This is a genomic window from Streptomyces sp. JLBG701 (genome assembly GCF_058544905.1).
The window spans coordinates 1,187,224-1,204,285 of the sequence record NZ_CM178588.1 but is presented as its reverse complement, the minus strand read 5'-3'; the positions used below and the strand labels follow the sequence as shown (position 1 = coordinate 1,204,285).

Sequence of the window (17,062 nt, the reverse complement as noted above, 5' to 3'; positions counted from 1 at the left end):
GAGTGGGCTCAGCTCTCGTCGGGGACGGCGTCCGGGCGGGCGTACGTGCGACCCTTCCAGGCCGCGCCGCGTCCCCTGTAGTGCTGCACCGCGGAGTCGACCGTCATGAGCAGGTAGAGGAACGCCGTGAAGGGCAGCAGGGGAGCGAGCCACAGCGGCTGCCGGTAGTAGCGGAGCATCGGGATGTATGTCGCCGTCATCAGCGCCCAGGCGAGCGCCCCGAGGATCGCTGCCGCCATGGAGCCGGCCGTCATACCCACGACCAGGGCCACGGGTGGCGCCAGGTAGACCAACGCGAGTCCGGCGACCGTGCCGATCAGCAGCAGCGGGTTGTGCCGCAGTTGTGCGTACGCGCTGCGCGAGACCATCCGCCACAGATCGTGCAGCCGTGGATACGGGCGCACACTGTCCGCCCGCTCGGCCAGCCCCAGCCAGATGTGGCCCCCGCCGCCCTTGACCGCGCGCGCGAGCGCCACGTCGTCGATGACGGCATGGCGGATCGCGTCCGGGATCCTGGCCCGTTCGGCGGTCTCCGCGCGCAGCAGGACGCAGCCGCCCGCCGCGGCCGCCGTGCGCGCCCCCTTCTTGGCGATCCGGCGGAACGGGTACAACTGCGCGAAGAAGTAGACGAAGGCCGGTACGACGAGCCGCTCCCAGACGCTCTCCACCCGCAGTCTTGCCATCTGCGACACGACGTCGAGGCCCTCGGTGCGCGCCGCCGACACCAACTCCCGAAGGCTGTCCGGCGCATGGGCGACGTCCGCGTCCGTCAGCAGCAGGTATTCGGGCTCACGCGCGCGTGCCAGGCCGATGCCGTGCCGCACCGCCCACAACTTGCCCGTCCAGCCCGAGGGCGGTTCGCCGGGGGAGTCCACGGTGAGCGGCAGCCCGCCGTGGCGGAGGGACAGTTCGCGGGCCAGGTCGCCGGTGCCGTCCGAACTGCCGTCGTCGACCAGGAAGACCTCCGCCCGCCCCGGATAGTTCTGCGCGAGCAGCGACGGCAGGCTCGCGGGCAGGACGGCGGCCTCGTCGCGGGCCGGTACGACGACGCAGACGGACGGCCACACGTCCGGATCCCTGCGGGCCGGCAGTCTGACGTCCGTACGCCAGAAGAAGCCCTGGCCGAGCAGCAGCCACAGCCAGGCGGCGAGTGAAACGGCAGCGGTCCACACGATGGCGCTCACAGGCGTAGTCTGCCCCACCGGCCCGGCCGGACAGGGCACATCGTCTATCGTGGCCGGGTGAAGATCGCGCTCATGGACTCCGGAATCGGGTTGCTGGCGGCCACCGCCGCGGTACGGCGTCTGCGACCCGACGCGGATCTCGTACTCTCCCTCGACCCCGACGGCATGCCCTGGGGTCCGCGGACTCCCGAGGACCTCACACGGCGCGCCGTCGCCGTCGCCGAGGCCGCCGCCGCACACCGGCCCGAGGCCCTGATCGTCGGCTGCAACACCGCCACCGTGCACGCGCTGCCCACCCTGCGCGCCCTCCTCGAACCCGGCATTCCGGTCATCGGCACGGTCCCGGCGATCAAGCCGGCCGCGGCAGGCGGAGGTCCCTTCGCGATCTGGGCCACGCCCGCCACCACCGGCAGCCCCTACCAGCGCGGGCTCATCGAGGAGTTCGCCGACGGTGTGCCGGCCACCGAAGTGCCCTGCCACGGTCTCGCCGAGGCCGTGGAGCACGCGGACGAGGCGGCGATCGACGCCGCCGTCGCCGCTGCCGCAGCCCTGACGCCCGACGATGTAACGACCGTCGTCCTGGGCTGCACCCATTACGAGCTGGTCGCCGAGCGTATCCGCGACGCCGTGCAGCGCCCCGGCCGCCCGCCGCTCGTCCTGCACGGCTCGGCCTCGGCCGTGGCGGCCCAGGCCCTGCGCCGGATCGGCGAGGACGCCAACCCCCAGGCCGCACCGGACAGCTCCCTCACGGTGCTGCTGAGCGGTCGCGAGGGCCCGCTGCCCCCGGCCGCGCTGGCCTACGCGGAAGGCCAGCTCCTCCAGGTGGCCAGCCCCGCCCGTTGACCCAGGGTGACAAAACGGACGCCCTCGGTCCACCTCTCGCACAACCGGAGCAGTCACCCTCCGCAACCCGGTACCCGCGCAGCGAAAGCTGAGTAATCTCGTAGGCATGAGGGACCACCCCCGCGGCGAAACCCCGCACTCCGAGGTCTGGACCGGACGCGCCACCAACCGGTTCCAGTGGCTCCCGGCGCTCGCCGGCGCCGCGTGCGTGGCGCTCGGCATCGAGTTGGCCGTCGACTCCAACTGGACGTCCGGCATCGGCCCGCTCGTGATGTCCGTCGTCGGCTGCATCGCCGCCGGACTGCTGATCCTTTTCGGCACCCTCGCGTTCGTGCACGTCGCCCTGAAGGTCGACGAGAAGTCCCTCGAAGTGCGCTGCGGCCACATCGGCGTGCCACGCCGCCGCATCCCTCTCACCCAGGTCGTCGGAGCCGACTTCGCCCCCGTCGTCACCCCGCGCCACTGGGGCGGCTGGGGCTACCGCTGGCGGCCCGAGATGGGCACCGCGGTCGTCGTACGCCGAGGCGAGGGCATCGTGCTGCGGCTGGGGGACGGTCACACCTTCACCATCACCGTCGACGACGCCGAGGCCGCCGTACAGGCCATCAGGGACCGCCTGAGGCCGACCGGGACCGGCGCGGCGCGCTGAGGTCACGGAGTCAGCCGGTCACCACGGGGGAGTACGTCCCTGTCGTGCGCCTGTGACTCGTCGGCGAAGGGGCGGGCAGTGGCCAGTCCCGCCAGCAGGCCCGCACCGACCGACACCGCGGTGAAGCTCAGTGCGTTGCCGACCGAGGCGATGACCGCCACTGCTGTGAGGGCTGCGCCCGCGGAGAGCGCGATCGGAGTGGAGCGCGGGCTGCGCCACAGGGCGAACAGCATCCAGCAGAACGCCGTGGCCAGCAGAGCCACGCCCACCACTCCCTGTTCGGCCGCCTGCTGGAGCGGCGCGGAGTGCGGCTTGCCGTCGGGCAGCAGAGACTGGGTCGCCGTCGTGCTCAGCTCACCGAATCGCCCGGGGCCCACGCCCAGGGCCGCGTCCCCGCGCGCCAGATGCAGGGCCTCGTGCCACAGCTCGATCCGGTGCCGGGTCAGCTGACCCTCCAGTGACGCGACGAGTCCGTCCGGCAGCACGTGCCCGGCGACCGCCCACGTCGCCCCGGTCGCCAGCGCCGTGATCGCCGCGAGCCCCGCGATGCCCGGGCCGCGGCGGCGCAGGTGACCGGCGGCCAGCGAGCACACCACCACAGTGGTACAGGTGACGAAGCCGATGGCCGAGCCGAGGAGACCCGCGGTGACCACGATCCCCACGGCCAGCAGGCGCAGGGCGATCCGCAGGGTGGCCACGGGGGAGGCCCACGCGGCACAGCACGCGGCACCGGCGGACAGGGTCAGCAGGGCGGCGGTGGCACCGGCGTGCCCGAGCGGGGCTACGATCTGCGGCCCGGGGGCGAGGTGCGGAACGGCCAGCGTGAGCCCGAGACCGGCCAGCGCCGCCGCGCAGGGGGCCGCGACCGGCAGAAGCACCCCGCAGATCCGGCCCGCGGCGTAACCGGCGGCTACGGCGAGTACCGCGAGGAGCATGCCCTCGGGGCGGCCTCCGTGCACGGCGGCCGTGATCAGGGCCCAGGCGGCGCAAGCTCCGAGCACGACGACGCCCGCGGCGTCCGAAACGTTTCGTCTTTCACCCTCCGCCGCCGGACCGGCCGCAGACGTCATCCCCGTGGACCCCACCCAGTCCCCCCGAACCCGGTCGCCCCCGACCTGTGACCGACCCCTGCCACCCGCACGACAGAGGCTCCGGCACACCGTAACGGCTGATGACCGATTTGTGGACGAGTTGCGCCGGAACGAAGCGCCGGTTGCATGTCCGGGCGACAGGTGCTGCCATGTGGACCGCGCTGTCGGCGTCAAGGTCGTCCGCCGTACACTCCGGGAGTGACCGTCACCGCAACCTCCGTGGACGATTCGGACCAGCTGCGGCCGCAGACCGCGCCCGCGGCGCGCGGCGCACGGCTCGTGCGCCTCGTTCCGGCCGTCGCCGCAACGCTCTCCGGAGTGCTGCTCTACGTCAGTTTCCCGCCACGCACCCTCTGGTGGCTGGCGCTGCCCGCCTTCGCCGTCTTCGGCTGGGTGCTGCGCGGCCGCAGTTGGAAGGCGGGCCTGGGCCTCGGCTACCTCTTCGGCCTCGGCTTCCTGCTGCCGTTGCTGGTGTGGACCGGCGTCGAGGTCGGCGCCGGCCCCTGGATCGCTCTGGTCGTGGTGGAGGCGGTCTTCGTCGCGCTGGTCGGCGCGGGCATCGCGGCGGCGTCGAAACTGCCCGGCTCGCCGTTGTGGGCGGCCGCGCTGTGGATCGCAGGGGAGGCGGCACGCGCGAGTGCACCGTTCAACGGCTTCCCCTGGGGCAAGATCGCGTTCGGGCAGGCGGACGGCGTCTTCCTGCCGCTGGCCGCGGTGGGCGGCACCCCGGTGCTGGGCTTCGGGGTCGTCCTGTGCGGCTTCGGCCTCTACGAGGTCGTACGCCTGGTCGTCGAGGGTCGGCGCACTCGCGCCGTGCGGCGAGGGGCTGCCGCCGTGGCCCTGCTGAGCGTGGCCGTTCCGGTCGTCGGAGCCGTGGCCGCCCGGTCCCTGGTGAGCGACGAGGCAGAGGACGGCACCGCGACCGTCGCCGTCATCCAGGGCAACGTGCCGCGCTCCGGCCTGGAGTTCAACGCCCAGCGGCGCGCGGTGCTCGACTACCACGCGCGCGAGACGGAACGTCTGGCCGCCGAGGTCAAGGCGGGCAAGGTCGCCAAGCCCGACTTCGTGCTGTGGCCGGAGAACTCCTCCGACATCGACCCGTTCGCCAACGCCGACGCCCGCGTCGTCATCGAGGAGGCGGCCAAGGCGATCGGCGTGCCCATCTCGGTCGGCGGTGTCGTCGAGCGAGACGGCAAACTCCTCAACGAGCAGATCCTGTGGGACCCGGTGAAGGGGCCTATCGACACCTACGACAAGCGGCAGATCCAGCCGTTCGGCGAGTACCTTCCGATGCGCTCGATCCTCGGGGCCATCAACAAGAACTGGACGAGCATGGTCCGCCAGGACTTCAGTCGGGGCAGCAAGGCGGGCGTGTTCACCATCGACGGCACCAAGGTCGGCATGGCGACCTGCTACGAGGCGGCCTTCGACTGGGCCGTGCGCGACACCGTCACCGACGGCGCCCAGCTGATCTCCGTGCCGAGCAACAACGCGACCTTCGACCGCAGCGAGATGACCTACCAGCAGCTCGCCATGTCGCGCGTCCGTGCCGTCGAGCACAGCCGGACCGTGACCGTGCCGGTGACCAGCGGGGTCAGCGCGATCATCATGCCGGACGGGAAGATCACCCAGAAGACCGGCATGTTCGTGGCCGACTCGCTGGTCCAGAAGGTGCCCCTGCGCTCCTCGGAGACGCCCGCCACGCGGCTCGGCATCCTGCCCGAGATCGCTCTGGTCCTCGTCGCCTTCGGCGGTCTGGGCTGGGCGATCGGCGCGGGTGTGCGCGGGCGGCGCGCCGGTGACGCGTAGCCGTACGCCCGTCGTACGCCCCCGGAACTGAGCCAAGTAGCCATGGACCGGCCCGTTAGGGTCGGTCCATGGCTACTCCTGACTTCATTCGCGCCATCCGGGCTTCCGCGGGCCAGCAGCTGCTGTGGCTTCCCGGAGTCACCGCCATCGTCTTCGACGACGAGGGCAGAGTGCTGCTGGGCCGCCGCTCCGACACCCGCAAGTGGTCTGTGATCGGCGGCATCCCGGACCCGGGGGAGCAGCCGGCGGCCTGCGCGGTGCGCGAGGTGTACGAGGAGACCGCGGTGCGCTGTGTCGTCGAGCGGGTCGTCCTCGTCCAGGCCCTGACCCCCGTCACCTATGAGAACGGCGACAGGTGCCAGTACATGGACACCACGTTCCGGTGCCGGGCCGTCGGCGGTGAGGCCCGGGTCAACGACGACGAGTCGCTGGAGGTGGGCTGGTTCTCGGTGGACGCCCTGCCGGAACTGAACGAGTTCGGGATCTTCAGGATCAAGCAGGCACTGTCCGATGCACCCACATGGTTCGACACCACGAGTCTCGGCTGAAGTATGGGCTGTGACCACATGTGGTGGCTCGGTGGTGCTGCCTAGGGTCGAGGCATGACCGTGCCCAGTGCCCTCCCCGGTTCTCCCACACCCTCGTCGCTCGACCTCGGTGGCCGTACCGCCCTCGTCACCGGCGCCGCAGGCGGCATCGGCCGCGCCTGCGCGCTGCGGCTGGCGGCCGCCGGGGCCAAGGTAAGAGCGGTCGACCGGGACGCGGCGGGGTTGGAGGCGCTCGCCGAGCGGTCCCGGGGCCTCGCGGGCACCGTCGAACCGCACGTCCTCGACCTCACCGACCTGGACGCGGCGGAGTCGGCCGCCGCGGGCACCGACGTCCTGGTCAACAACGCAGGGCTGCAACTGGTGCGCCCCATCGAGGAGTTCCCGCCCGACGTCTTCCACACCGTGCTCACGGTGATGCTGGAGGCGCCGTTCCGGCTCATCCGCGGAGCCCTGCCCCATATGTACGGGCAGGGGTGGGGCCGCATCGTCAATGTGTCCTCCGTCCACGGTCTGCGCGCCTCGGCGTTCAAGTCGGCCTATGTGGCCGCCAAACACGGCTTGGAGGGGCTGTCCAAGACCGCCGCCCTCGAAGGTGCACCCCATGGCGTCACCTCGAACTGTGTGAACCCCGCCTATGTGCGCACCCCACTGGTCGAACGGCAGATCGCCGACCAGGCCCGGGCGCACGGCATCCCCGAGGAGCGCGTGCCGGCCGAGGTGCTGCTCCAGGACAGTGCCGTCAAGCGGCTCATCGAACCGGAGGAGGTCGCCGAGGCCGTGGCGTATCTGTGCGGCCCGCAGGCGTCCTTCGTGACCGGCACGTCACTCGTCCTCGACGGGGGCTGGACCGCGCACTGAACGGGCCGCGGGCCGGTGAGTCGTGGAGTTGTCCACAGGGCTGACGGGACCGTCCGGTGATGAGGAATCCTGTGGGCATGTCCCGCGATCACGTGCAGTCCGCCGAGCACTCCGCCACCGAGGCCGGAGCGCGGCCCGGCAGCGCCGAGGCGCCGTTCCTGGAGCTGCTGGCCCGGGGAGCGTCCGCCGACGCCTACGAGCAGCCGCTGCTGCTCGCCCGTGCCGAGGGACTTCCGGCCGAGCGGATCGCCGCGCTCGAACACGCCAAGCTGCTCTCGCTGCGGGTGCGCTCCGAGCTGGAGGGACGGCGGCGGCGCGAGGCCGAGCTGTCCGCGCTCTTCGAGACCGCCCACGACCTGGCGGGCCTGCGGGACCTGGACGCCGTACTCCAGGCGATCGTCCAGCGCGCCCGCTCCCTGCTCGGTACGGACGTGGCCTATCTCAGCCTGAACGACCCGGCCAGGGGCGACACCTACATGCGGGTGACCGAGGGTTCGGTCGCGGCCCGCTTCCAGCAGCTGCGGCTCGGGATGGGAGAAGGGCTCGGCGGTCTCGTCGCCCAGACCGCACGTCCCTATGTGACCGACGACTACTTCAAGGACGACCGCTTCCAGCACACCCTCACCATCGACGCGGGCGTGCGGGACGAGGGCCTGGTGGCCATCCTCGGGGTGCCCCTGATGCTGGGGCACCACGTCATCGGGGTGCTCTTCGCGGCGGACCGGCGGGCGCGCGTCTTCGAGCGGGAGCAGATCGCGCTGCTCGGCTCCTTCGCGGCGCTCGCCGCGGCCGCCATCGACACCGCGAACCTGCTCACCGAGACCCGCTCGGCCCTTGCCGAACTGGAGCGGGCCAACGAGATCATTCAGGACCGCAGCGGAGTCATCGAGCGGGCCTCCGACGTCCACGACCGGCTCGCCGAGCTCGTCCTGCGCGGCGGCGGGGTCCACGACGTGGCCGGCGCGGTCTCCCAAATCCTCGACGGGACAGTGGAGTTCACCGAGGCGGCACCCGCGGTGGCGCTTGAGGCATCCCGCGCGGAGGGCCATGTCGTGCGCCACGAGGACGACTGGATCGCCGCCGTGGCCGCCGGCGGTGAGCTGCTCGGCGCGCTGGTGCTGCGCGGCCACCCGGGCCTCGACCCCGTCGACCAGCGCACGCTGGAGCGCGCCGCCATGGTCACCTCGCTGCTCCTGCTCGCCCGGCGTTCCGCCGCGGAAGCCGAACAGCGCGTCCGGGGTGAGCTGCTGGACGACCTGCTCGACGCCCGCGACCGCGACCCACGCCTGCTGCGCGAGCGCGCCTCCCGGCTGCACGCCGACCTCGACGCCACCCATGTCGTCCTCGCCGCCCGCCTCGACGCGACGGCGGCCGACGCCGACCAGGAGGCGGACACCCGCCGGCGCCTCTGGTCCGCCGCGTCCCACCTCGCCGCGACCCGGCACGGCCTGGCCGCCGCCCGTGACGGCGGCACCGTCCTGCTGCTGCCGCTCATCGCCGGCGACACCGCCACGGACCTGGCGTGTCGCACCGCCAAGCACCTGGGCACAGCCGTCCACGAGCCGGTCACCGTCGGCGCCTCGGCCCCGGTCGAGAACCTCGCCGCACAACCGGACACCGTGGCCACCGCCTATCAGGAGGGCCGGCGCTGCCTCGAAGCGCTCCGGCTCCTCGGCCGCTCCGGGGACGGCGCCGCCGCCGAGGACTTCGGCTTCCTCGGGCTGCTCCTCGCCGGCGACCGGGACATCTCCGGCTTCGTCGACCGCACCATCGGCCAGGTCGTCGCCTACGACGAGCGGCGCGGCACCGACCTGCTGCACACCCTCGACGCGTACTTCGCCTGCGGTATGAGCCCGGCCCGTACGAAGGACGAGCTGCACGTCCATGTGAACACCGTCGCCCAGCGGCTGGAGCGTGTGGGCCGCCTGCTCGGCGACGACTGGCAGAGCCCCGCCCGTGCCCTGGAGATCCAACTCGCCCTGCGGCTGCACCGGTTGGCGACGCCGACCCGCCACTGACCCCCGTACGCACGGACGTACGGGGGCCGGCCCCAGGGCGGGCGGGATCGCCGGATCAGGCGGTACGCGCGTCGGCCGCCGGCACCGTCGCGGGCCGTTCCTCACCGGTTGAGGCCTCGATCTCGGCGAGGTCGCGGTGCCGGGTCTCCTTGGCCGCGCCCACCGCGATCAGCGTCACCACCACCGCGGCGATGACATACAGCGCGATCGGGGTGGAACTGTCGTAGTCGGCGAGCAGAGCGGTGGCGATCAACGGCGCGGGCGCTCCCGCCGCGACCGAGGCGAACTGGGCGCCGATGGAGGCGCCGGAGTAGCGCATCCGGGTCGCGAACATCTCGGAGAAGAACGCGGCCTGGGGCGCGTACATCGCGCCGTGCAGCACCAGCCCCACGGTCACGGCGAGGATCAGGTTGCCGAAACCGCCCGTGTCGATGAGCGAGAAGAACGGAAACATCCACAGGCCGATGCCCGCCGCACCCAGCAGATAGACGGGACGTCGTCCGATCCGGTCCGACAGCGCGCCCCAGAGCGGGATGACGGCGAAGTGCACGGCGGAGGCGATGAGTACGGCGTTGAGCGCCGTCTGCTTGGAGACGCCGGCCGACGTGGTGGCGTAGACGAGGATGAAGGCCGTGATGACGTAGTAGCTGATGTTCTCGGCCATGCGGGCGCCCATCGCGATCAGCACGTCGCGCCAGTGGTGCCGGAACACCGAGACGAGGGGCAGCTTCTCGGTCTGCTCCGTCCGGTTCGCCTTCCGGGCCTCCGCCTGCGCCAACGCCTCCTTGAACACGGGCGATTCATCGACAGAAAGACGAATCCACAAACCGACGACCACCAGCACACCGGAGAGCAGGAACGGGATTCGCCAGCCCCAGGTGGTGAAGGCGCTGTCCGACAGGACGGCGGTCAGCAGCGACAGCACGCCGGTGGCCAGGAGCTGACCCGCGGGCGCCCCGGTCTGCGGCCACGAGGCCCAGAATCCCCGGCGCCGCGTGTCCCCGTGCTCGGACACCAGCAGCACGGCCCCGCCCCACTCGCCGCCGAGCGCGAAACCCTGGACCAGACGCAGCACGGTGAGCAGGACCGGCGCGGCGGCGCCCACGGTCGCATGCGTCGGCAGCAGTCCGATCGCGAACGTCGCACCGCCCATCAGCAGCAGGCTCAGCACCAGCAGCTTCTTGCGCCCGAGCCGGTCGCCGTAGTGCCCGAAGACAAGGGCACCCAGCGGGCGGGCCGCGAAACCGACCGCGTAGGTCAGGAAGGACAGGAGCGTGCCGACGAGCGGGTCGGAGTCGGGGAAGAACAGCTTGTTGAAGACGAGGGCGGCCGCGGAGCCGTAGAGGAAGAAGTCGTACCACTCGATGGTGGTGCCGATGAGGCTGGCGGCGACGATGCGCTTGAGACTGGCGGGGGTGCCGGGCGTCGGTGGAGCGGATGCTGCGGAGGCCATGTGCGCCACTTCCTCGTGTGCGATGGGGACGGGTACGTGTCGGCACACCGTAGGAAGAGGCAGGTCAGGCGGACATGTGGTGGGACTACATAGTTCGGGGGTGGAGTATGCGTGCGCCCTCTATGCCTTCACTTCGAAGTCCGAGTGAGGAGTTTTGTTCCCATCACGTAGCGTCACGACGGTACTGGGCAGGCCTGGGCTTTGTGGGCGGCCGGCCTTTGTTCAGGCGTCGTACGCGTAGAAGCCTCGGCCGTTCTTACGGCCGAGGTGGCCTGCGGCGACCATGCGGCGCAGTAGTGCCGGCGGGGCGTACAGCGGTTCCTTGAACTCCTCGTACATCGACTCGGCGACGGCTTGGGCGGTGTCAAGGCCGATCAGGTCGAGCAGGCGGAGCGGGCCCATGGGGTGGGCGCAGCCGAGTTCCATGCCTTGGTCGATGTCCTGGGGCCGGGCGCCGCCGGACTCCACCATCCGGACCGCGCTGAGCAGGTAGGGCACGAGGAGGGCGTTGACGACGAAGCCGGAGCGGTCGGGTGCCTGGATGGGCTGCTTGCCGAGTTGCGTGGCCAGGTCGCGGGTGCGCTGAACGGTGTCCGGGCTGGTGGTGAGGGCGGGAACGAGCTCGACCAACCTCTGTACTGGGACGGGGTTGAAGAAGTGCATGCCGATGACCTGGCCGGGCCGCTCGGTGGCGACGGCGAGATCGGCGACGGGGATGGAGGAGGTGTTGGTGGCCAGGATCGCCGCGGGGTCTTCGACCGCCTTGTCCAGGGAGCGCAGGACGTCGGTCTTGATCTCGCGGTTCTCGGCGACGGCCTCGACGACGAATTGACGGTCGGACAGGTCACTGAGGTCGTGGGTGAACGAGAGCCGGGCGCGGGCCTGGTCGCGCTGTTCCTCGGTGATCTTGCCGCGCTGCACGCCTCGGTCGAGGGAGGCGGTGACTCGACGGCGGCCTGCCTCGACGGCGTCGGGGGTGGCTTCGGCGACACGGACGTCGAGGCCGCCCAGGGCGGCGACTTCGGCGATGCCGGAGCCCATGAGGCCGCAGCCGACGACGCCGAGACGGGTGACGGAGTCCATGCGATGTCCTATCCGGTCAGTGGTGGTCAGACGTTGCGGCGGTATTGGCCGCCGACCTCGAAGAAGGCGTCGGTGATCTGCTGCAGCGAGCAGACGCGGGCGGCGTCCATGAGGACGGCGAAGACGTTGTCGCCGCCCACCGCCGCGTCCTTGAGGGCAGCCAGGGCGGCGTGGGCCGGCTCCTGGTGTCGGGCCTGGAAGTCCTGTACGCGCGCCAGTTGGGAGTGCTTCTCCTCCTCGGTGGCGCGGGCGAGTTCGATGACGCCGGGCTCGGCGATGTCGGCGTGGGGGTTGCGGAAGGTGTTGACGCCGATGAGGGGCAGGGTGCCGTCGTGCTTGCGCTGTTCGTAGAGCATCGACTCGTCCTGGATACGGCCGCGCTGGTAGCCGGTCTCCATCGCGCCGAGCACGCCGCCGCGCTCGCTGATCCGCTCGAACTCCTCCAGGACGGCTTCCTCTACCAGGTCGGTGAGTTCGTCGATGATGAACGAGCCCTGGAGGGGGTTCTCGTTCATGGCCAGGCCCCATTCCCGGTTGATGATCAACTGGATGGCCAGGGCACGGCGGACGGACTCCTCAGTGGGGGTGGTGACGGCCTCGTCGTAGGCGTTGGTGTGCAGGCTGTTGCAGTTGTCGTAGATCGCGATGAGCGCCTGCAGGGTGGTGCGGATGTCGTTGAAGTCCATCTCCTGGGCGTGCAGCGAGCGGCCCGAGGTCTGGACGTGGTACTTCAGCTTCTGGCTGCGCTCGCCCGCGCCGTACTTCTCCTTCATCGCGACCGCCCAGATACGGCGGGCCACGCGGCCGAGGACGGAGTACTCGGGGTCCATGCCGTTGGAGAAGAAGAACGACAGGTTCGGGGCGAAGTCGTCGATGTGCATGCCCCGGGCGAGGTAGGCCTCGACATAGGTGAAGCCGTTGGCCAGGGTGAAGGCGAGCTGGCTGATGGGGTTCGCGCCGGCTTCGGCGATGTGGTAGCCGGAGATGGACACCGAGTAGAAGTTGCGGACCTTCTGTTCGATGAACCACTCCTGGATGTCGGCCATCATCCGCAAGGAGAACTCGGTCGAGAACAGGCAGGTGTTCTGGCCCTGATCCTCCTTGAGGATGTCGGCCTGGACTGTGCCGCGCACGTTCGCCAGCGCGTCCGCCCGCAGCTCGGCCGTCTCCTCGGGCGACGGTTCGCGGCCCTCGGTGGCCCGGAAGCGGTCGAGTCGCTGGTCGACGGCGGTGTTGAGGAAGAAGGCCAGGATGGTCGGCGCGGGCCCGTTGATCGTCATCGACACCGACGTCGTCGGCGCGACCAAGTCGAAGCCGTCGTAGAGCGCCTTCATGTCCTCCAGCGTGGCCACTGAGACTCCGGAGGTGCCGACCTTGCCGTAGATGTCGGGGCGTTCGTCGGGGTCGCGGCCGTAGAGGGTGACGGAGTCGAAGGCGGTGGACAGGCGGGTGGCGGGCTGGCCCTCGGAGAGCAGCTTGAAGCGGCGGTTGGTGCGGAACGGGTCGCCCTCGCCGGCGAACATCCGCGCCGGGTCCTCACCGTCACGCTTGAAGGGGAACACCCCGGCGGTGAAGGGGAAGCGGCCGGGCAGGTTCTCCCCGCGCCAGAACCGCACCAGCTCCCCGTGGTCGGTGAAGCGAGGCAGGGCGACGCGGGGGATCTTGTTGCCGGAGAGCGACTCGCGGGTCAGCTTGGTGCGGATCTCCTTGTCACGGACCTTCACGACCTGCTCGTCGCCGGAGTACGACGCCACCACGGCGGGCCAGTTCTCGATCTGCTCGCTGATGTCGTGCGGCAGCTGCCTGCAGGCCTTGTCGAGCAGCGACTGCACGTTCTCGGCGTCGGAGCCGGCCTCGACGAGCTCGCCCCGGACCGCGTCCAGGCGCTGCACCCGCCGTGCCGCCTCGGCCAGTTGGGCGGTCTCGCCGTGGTAGGCGCGGACGGTGTCGGTGATCTCGGCGAGGTAGCGCACCCGGTCCGCGGGAACCACCTGTCGGATGCCGGAGGAGTGGCGAATGGCGATCGGTGCCAGCGTGCCTTCGGACAGCGGCAGTCCCTTCTCGGCCAGGGCGGTCTTCAGGTGCTGGTGCAGCGCGGTGACGCCGTCGTCGTTGAACGTCGCCGCCGAGGTGCCGTACACCGGCATGTCCTCGGGCCGCATCCCGAACGCCTCGCGGTTGCGGACCAGTTGGCGGCCCACGTCGCGCAGCGCGTCCTTGGCGCCGCGCCGCTCGAACTTGTTGATCGCCACCACGTCGGCGAAGTCGAGCATGTCGATCTTCTCCAGCTGCGAGGCGGCGCCGAACTCCGGCGTCATCACGTACATCGAGGTGTCGACGAACGGCACGATCGCCGCGTCGCCCTGGCCGATGCCCGGCGTCTCCACGATCACCAGGTCGAAGCCGGCGGCCTTGACGACGTCGATCACGTCGGACAGGTGCTCGGGCAGCTCGCGGCTGCCGCGGGTGGCCAGGCTGCGGAAGAAGACCCGGCTGCCGTCCAGGGAGTTCATCCGGATGCGGTCACCGAGCAGGGCGCCACCGCCGCGGCGCCGGGTCGGGTCGACCGCGATCACCGCGATCCGCAGCTTGTCCTGCTGGTCGACACGGAACCGGCGCACCAACTCGTCGGTCAGCGACGACTTCCCCGAACCACCGGTGCCGGTGATGCCGAGCACCGGAACCGAGCCGGCGGCAGCCGTGGCACGCAGCTGTGCGAGGAACTCGGGGGGCAGTTTGCCGAGTTCCGCACCGGTGACGGCGCGGGCGATCGCGAACCGGTCACCGGCCAGTACGGCGGCCGCGTCGGCCGGCTTGCCGTCCCAGAGGTCGAAGTCGCAGTCCCGCACCACCGAGTTGACCATCCCGGCCAGGCCCATCCGCTGGCCGTCCTCCGGGGAGAAGATGGTCACCCCGCTGTTGCGCAGACGGGCTATCTCGTCGGAAACGATGACGCCCCCTCCGCCGCCCACCACGCGGATGTGGTCGGCGCCCTGCGCACGCAGCGACTCGACCAGGTACTCGAAGTACTCGACGTGCCCGCCCTGATAGGACGAGACGGCCACGCCGTGCGCGTCCTCCTCCAGCGCCGCGTCCACGACCTCCCGCACCGAGCGGTTGTGGCCCAGGTGGATCACCTCGGCACCCTGGGACTGGAAGATCCGCCGCATGATGTTGATCGACGCGTCGTGCCCGTCGAACAGAGCTGAAGCGGTGACCAGGCGAACAGGGTGCACGGGCCGGTGCAGATCGCTCATGAGGGCCTTCCCGGACGGAGCGGGGGGTATTGCTGACGCCAGAGATACTAGGACGTCCTAGTAAATTGCTGGGGGTGATCGCCGTCACAGGTCGAGGACCAGGCGAGGCCCGCACGAGCGGGAGACACAGATGAGCATGGTGTCGCCGGCGGCCCGCTCGTCCTCGCTCAGCAGCGAGTCGCGATGGTCGGGTTTGCCGTCCAGTACGTCCGTCTCACAGGTGCCGCACGTGCCTTCCCGGCACGAGAAGTCCACCGCGACGCCTGCCTCCTCGACGGTTTCGAGTACCGAGCGGTCCGACGGCACGGTGAGGGTGAGCCCGGAACGAGCGAGCTCCAGCTCGAAGGCCTCGGCCGGGCCGGACCCGTTCGGCTGCGTCGGGGCGAACCGCTCGACGCCCAGCGTGCCGGGGGGCCAGCCCGCGCACTGCTCCTGCACCGCCAGCAGCAGGGGTTCGGGACCGCAGGCGTGCACCAGGGTGCCCTCCTCGGGTGCGCCGAGGTGGGCGGCGAGGTCCAGCAGGCCGTACTCGTCCTGCGGACGGATGAGCACGCGGTCCCCGTGCGGGGCGAGGCGGTCGAGGAACGCCATGGAAGTGCGGGTGCGGCCGCCGTACAGCAGAAGCCAGTCGGCTCCCGCGGCCTCGGCGGCCTCCACCATGGGAAGGATGGGCGTGATGCCGACGCCGCCGGCGATGAACAGATGGCGTGCGGCGGGCCGCAACGGGAAGTTGTTCCTCGGCCCGCGGACCCGCACGGTGGTGCCTTCGCGCAGATGGTCGTGGACGTACGCGGAACCGCCCCGGCCCCACGGCTCGCGCAGCACGGCGATCTGCCAGGCCGCACGGTCGGCCGAGTGGCCGCACAGGGAGTACTGACGGATCAGGCCGCCCTCTTCACCGTCGTCGCCGTCCAGGAGTACGTCGATGTGGGCGCCCGGAGCCCAGGCGGGAAGTACACCGCCGTCGGGGCGGCGCAGGGTGAGGGAGACGACGCCGTCGGCGGCGGGGGTGCGGGTCGCCACGGTGAGGGTCGTCCAGGCGGGCAGTTGGTCGTTCATGGTGAGTCAGCTCCGGGGGTCAGGCCTGCGTCGGCACATGAAGCAGCAGCGCGTCGCCCTGGCCGCCGCCCCCGCACAGGGCCGCTGCTCCGCAGCCGCCTCCGCGCCGTCGCAGTTCGGCCGCGAGGGTCAGCACCAGCCGGGCTCCGGTCATGCCGACCGGGTGTCCGAGCGCGATCGCGCCGCCGTTGACGTTCACCTTGTCCAGAGGGATGTCCAACTCCCGTACGGAAGCCAGAGCCACTGAGGCGAACGCCTCGTTGATCTCGAACAGGTCCAGATCGGCGCACTTCAGCCGGCCGTCCCGGGACAGGGCGTCGCGGACCGCGCCGGCCGGCTGGACGAGCAGCGAGGGGTCGGGGCCCGCGACCGTGCCGTAGGCGCCGATCTCGGCGAGCGGGGTCAGGCCCTCCCGGCGGGCGCGCTGCGCGCTCATCACGACGACGGCCGCGGCGCCGTCGGAAAGCTGTGACGAGTTGCCCGCGGTGATCGTGCCCGCCCCCGAGAAGGCCGGCTTGAGCCGCCCCAGTCCCTCTGCGGTGCTCCCCGGCCGTACGCCTTCGTCGGTGTCGACCACCGTCTCGCCCCGGTGCCCGCCCACGGTGACCGGGACGATCTCCTCGGACAGCGCACCCGACTCCTGCGCCTGGGCGGCCCGTTGATGGGACAGCGCGCTGTACTCGTCCTGCTCCTCGCGCGTCAGGGCGTACGGCTGCTGATAGCGCTCGGTGGCCGCTCCCATGGAGACGCCGTCGAAGGCGCAGACGAGGGCGTCACGGTCGAGGGCGTCCTCCACCGTGGTCGAGCCGTACTTCCAGCCGGTGCGTGATCCGCGCAGCAGGTGCGGGGCGCCCGACATGGACTCCATGCCACCGGCCACGACCACGTCGTGACGGCCGGAGGCGATCATGAGGTCGGCCAGGGCGATGGCGTGCAGACCGGACAGGCAGAGCTTGTTGACGGTGCTCGCGGGGACGGAGAACGGAATGCCGGCGCGGATCGCGGCCTGCCGTGCCGGGTTGGGGCCGGCCCCGGCCTGCACGACATGGCCCATGACGACGGCTTCCACGGCTGCCGGGTCCAGGTGCACGGCGGCCAGCGCCGCGCCGATGGCGTGGGCGCCGAGGTCGACGGCGGACACCGTGCTCAGGGCGCCCATGAGTCTGCCGATGGGCGTCCTTGCTCCGGCGACGATGACGGATCCGGGCAT

At 71.2% G+C, this 17,062-nt stretch carries 13 protein-coding genes; 6 read left to right on the top strand and 7 right to left on the bottom strand.

Features of this window, described 5'->3' with window-relative positions:
- Positions 1-8: 8 nt before the first annotated feature.
- Positions 9-1,202, bottom strand: a complete 1,194-nt coding sequence (locus AC5DRG_RS05555) for a glycosyltransferase (RefSeq protein WP_491808468.1) — start codon at positions 1,200-1,202, stop codon at positions 9-11.
- Between the two features lie 39 nt (positions 1,203-1,241).
- Here AC5DRG_RS05555 and AC5DRG_RS05550 point away from each other — a divergent pair, with 39 nt between their 5' ends.
- Both AC5DRG_RS05550 and AC5DRG_RS05545 read left to right on the top strand, forming a co-directional pair.
- The gene (locus AC5DRG_RS05550; protein ID WP_491808466.1) at positions 1,242-2,027 is read left to right on the top strand and encodes a glutamate racemase; all 786 of its coding nucleotides are present in this window, start codon (positions 1,242-1,244) and stop codon (positions 2,025-2,027) included.
- A gap of 106 nt (positions 2,028-2,133) precedes the next feature.
- The gene (locus AC5DRG_RS05545) at positions 2,134-2,676 is read left to right on the top strand and encodes a hypothetical protein (protein WP_491808465.1); all 543 of its coding nucleotides are present in this window, start codon (positions 2,134-2,136) and stop codon (positions 2,674-2,676) included.
- Positions 2,677-2,678: 2 nt separating this feature from the next.
- On the opposite strand, the gene AC5DRG_RS05540 is transcribed toward AC5DRG_RS05545, so the two are convergent.
- Entirely contained in the window at positions 2,679-3,746 is a 1,068-nt protein-coding gene (locus AC5DRG_RS05540; RefSeq protein ID WP_491808464.1) for an O-antigen ligase family protein, read from the bottom strand.
- Between the two features lie 219 nt (positions 3,747-3,965).
- Between AC5DRG_RS05540 and lnt the strand changes: the two genes are divergently transcribed.
- The 4 genes from lnt (at position 3,966) to AC5DRG_RS05520 (ending at position 9,000) form a co-directional block, all read left to right on the top strand.
- Positions 3,966-5,576, top strand: coding sequence for an apolipoprotein N-acyltransferase (gene lnt / locus AC5DRG_RS05535; protein ID WP_491808463.1), 1,611 nt, complete (start codon positions 3,966-3,968; stop codon positions 5,574-5,576).
- A 68-nt stretch (positions 5,577-5,644) separates the two neighbouring features.
- Positions 5,645-6,124, top strand: a complete 480-nt coding sequence (locus AC5DRG_RS05530) for an NUDIX hydrolase (RefSeq protein WP_491808462.1) — start codon at positions 5,645-5,647, stop codon at positions 6,122-6,124.
- A 54-nt stretch (positions 6,125-6,178) separates the two neighbouring features.
- Positions 6,179-6,982 (top strand): 3-hydroxybutyrate dehydrogenase, encoded by an 804-nt coding sequence (locus AC5DRG_RS05525; protein WP_491808461.1) that lies wholly within the window; start codon positions 6,179-6,181, stop codon positions 6,980-6,982.
- A gap of 77 nt (positions 6,983-7,059) precedes the next feature.
- A complete protein-coding gene (locus tag AC5DRG_RS05520; RefSeq protein WP_491808459.1) occupies positions 7,060-9,000 on the top strand; it encodes a helix-turn-helix domain-containing protein in 1,941 nt (646 codons plus the stop codon).
- 55 nt (positions 9,001-9,055) lie between these two features.
- On the opposite strand, the gene AC5DRG_RS05515 is transcribed toward AC5DRG_RS05520, so the two are convergent.
- From AC5DRG_RS05515 to AC5DRG_RS05495, 5 genes are all read right to left on the bottom strand, one after another.
- On the bottom strand, positions 9,056-10,453 hold the full coding sequence (locus AC5DRG_RS05515; RefSeq protein ID WP_491808458.1) for an MFS transporter: 1,398 nt from the start codon (positions 10,451-10,453) through the stop codon (positions 9,056-9,058).
- Positions 10,454-10,675: 222 nt separating this feature from the next.
- Entirely contained in the window at positions 10,676-11,536 is an 861-nt protein-coding gene (locus tag AC5DRG_RS05510; RefSeq protein WP_491808457.1) for a 3-hydroxybutyryl-CoA dehydrogenase, read from the bottom strand.
- Between the two features lie 26 nt (positions 11,537-11,562).
- The gene (icmF, locus tag AC5DRG_RS05505; protein WP_491808455.1) at positions 11,563-14,793 is read right to left on the bottom strand and encodes a fused isobutyryl-CoA mutase/GTPase IcmF; all 3,231 of its coding nucleotides are present in this window, start codon (positions 14,791-14,793) and stop codon (positions 11,563-11,565) included.
- An 84-nt stretch (positions 14,794-14,877) separates the two neighbouring features.
- Positions 14,878-15,852: a PDR/VanB family oxidoreductase gene (locus AC5DRG_RS05500; RefSeq protein WP_491808454.1), complete on the bottom strand. Its 975-nt coding sequence runs from the start codon at positions 15,850-15,852 to the stop codon at positions 14,878-14,880.
- Between the two features lie 19 nt (positions 15,853-15,871).
- Positions 15,872-17,062, bottom strand: coding sequence for an acetyl-CoA C-acyltransferase (locus AC5DRG_RS05495; protein WP_491808452.1), 1,191 nt, complete (start codon positions 17,060-17,062; stop codon positions 15,872-15,874).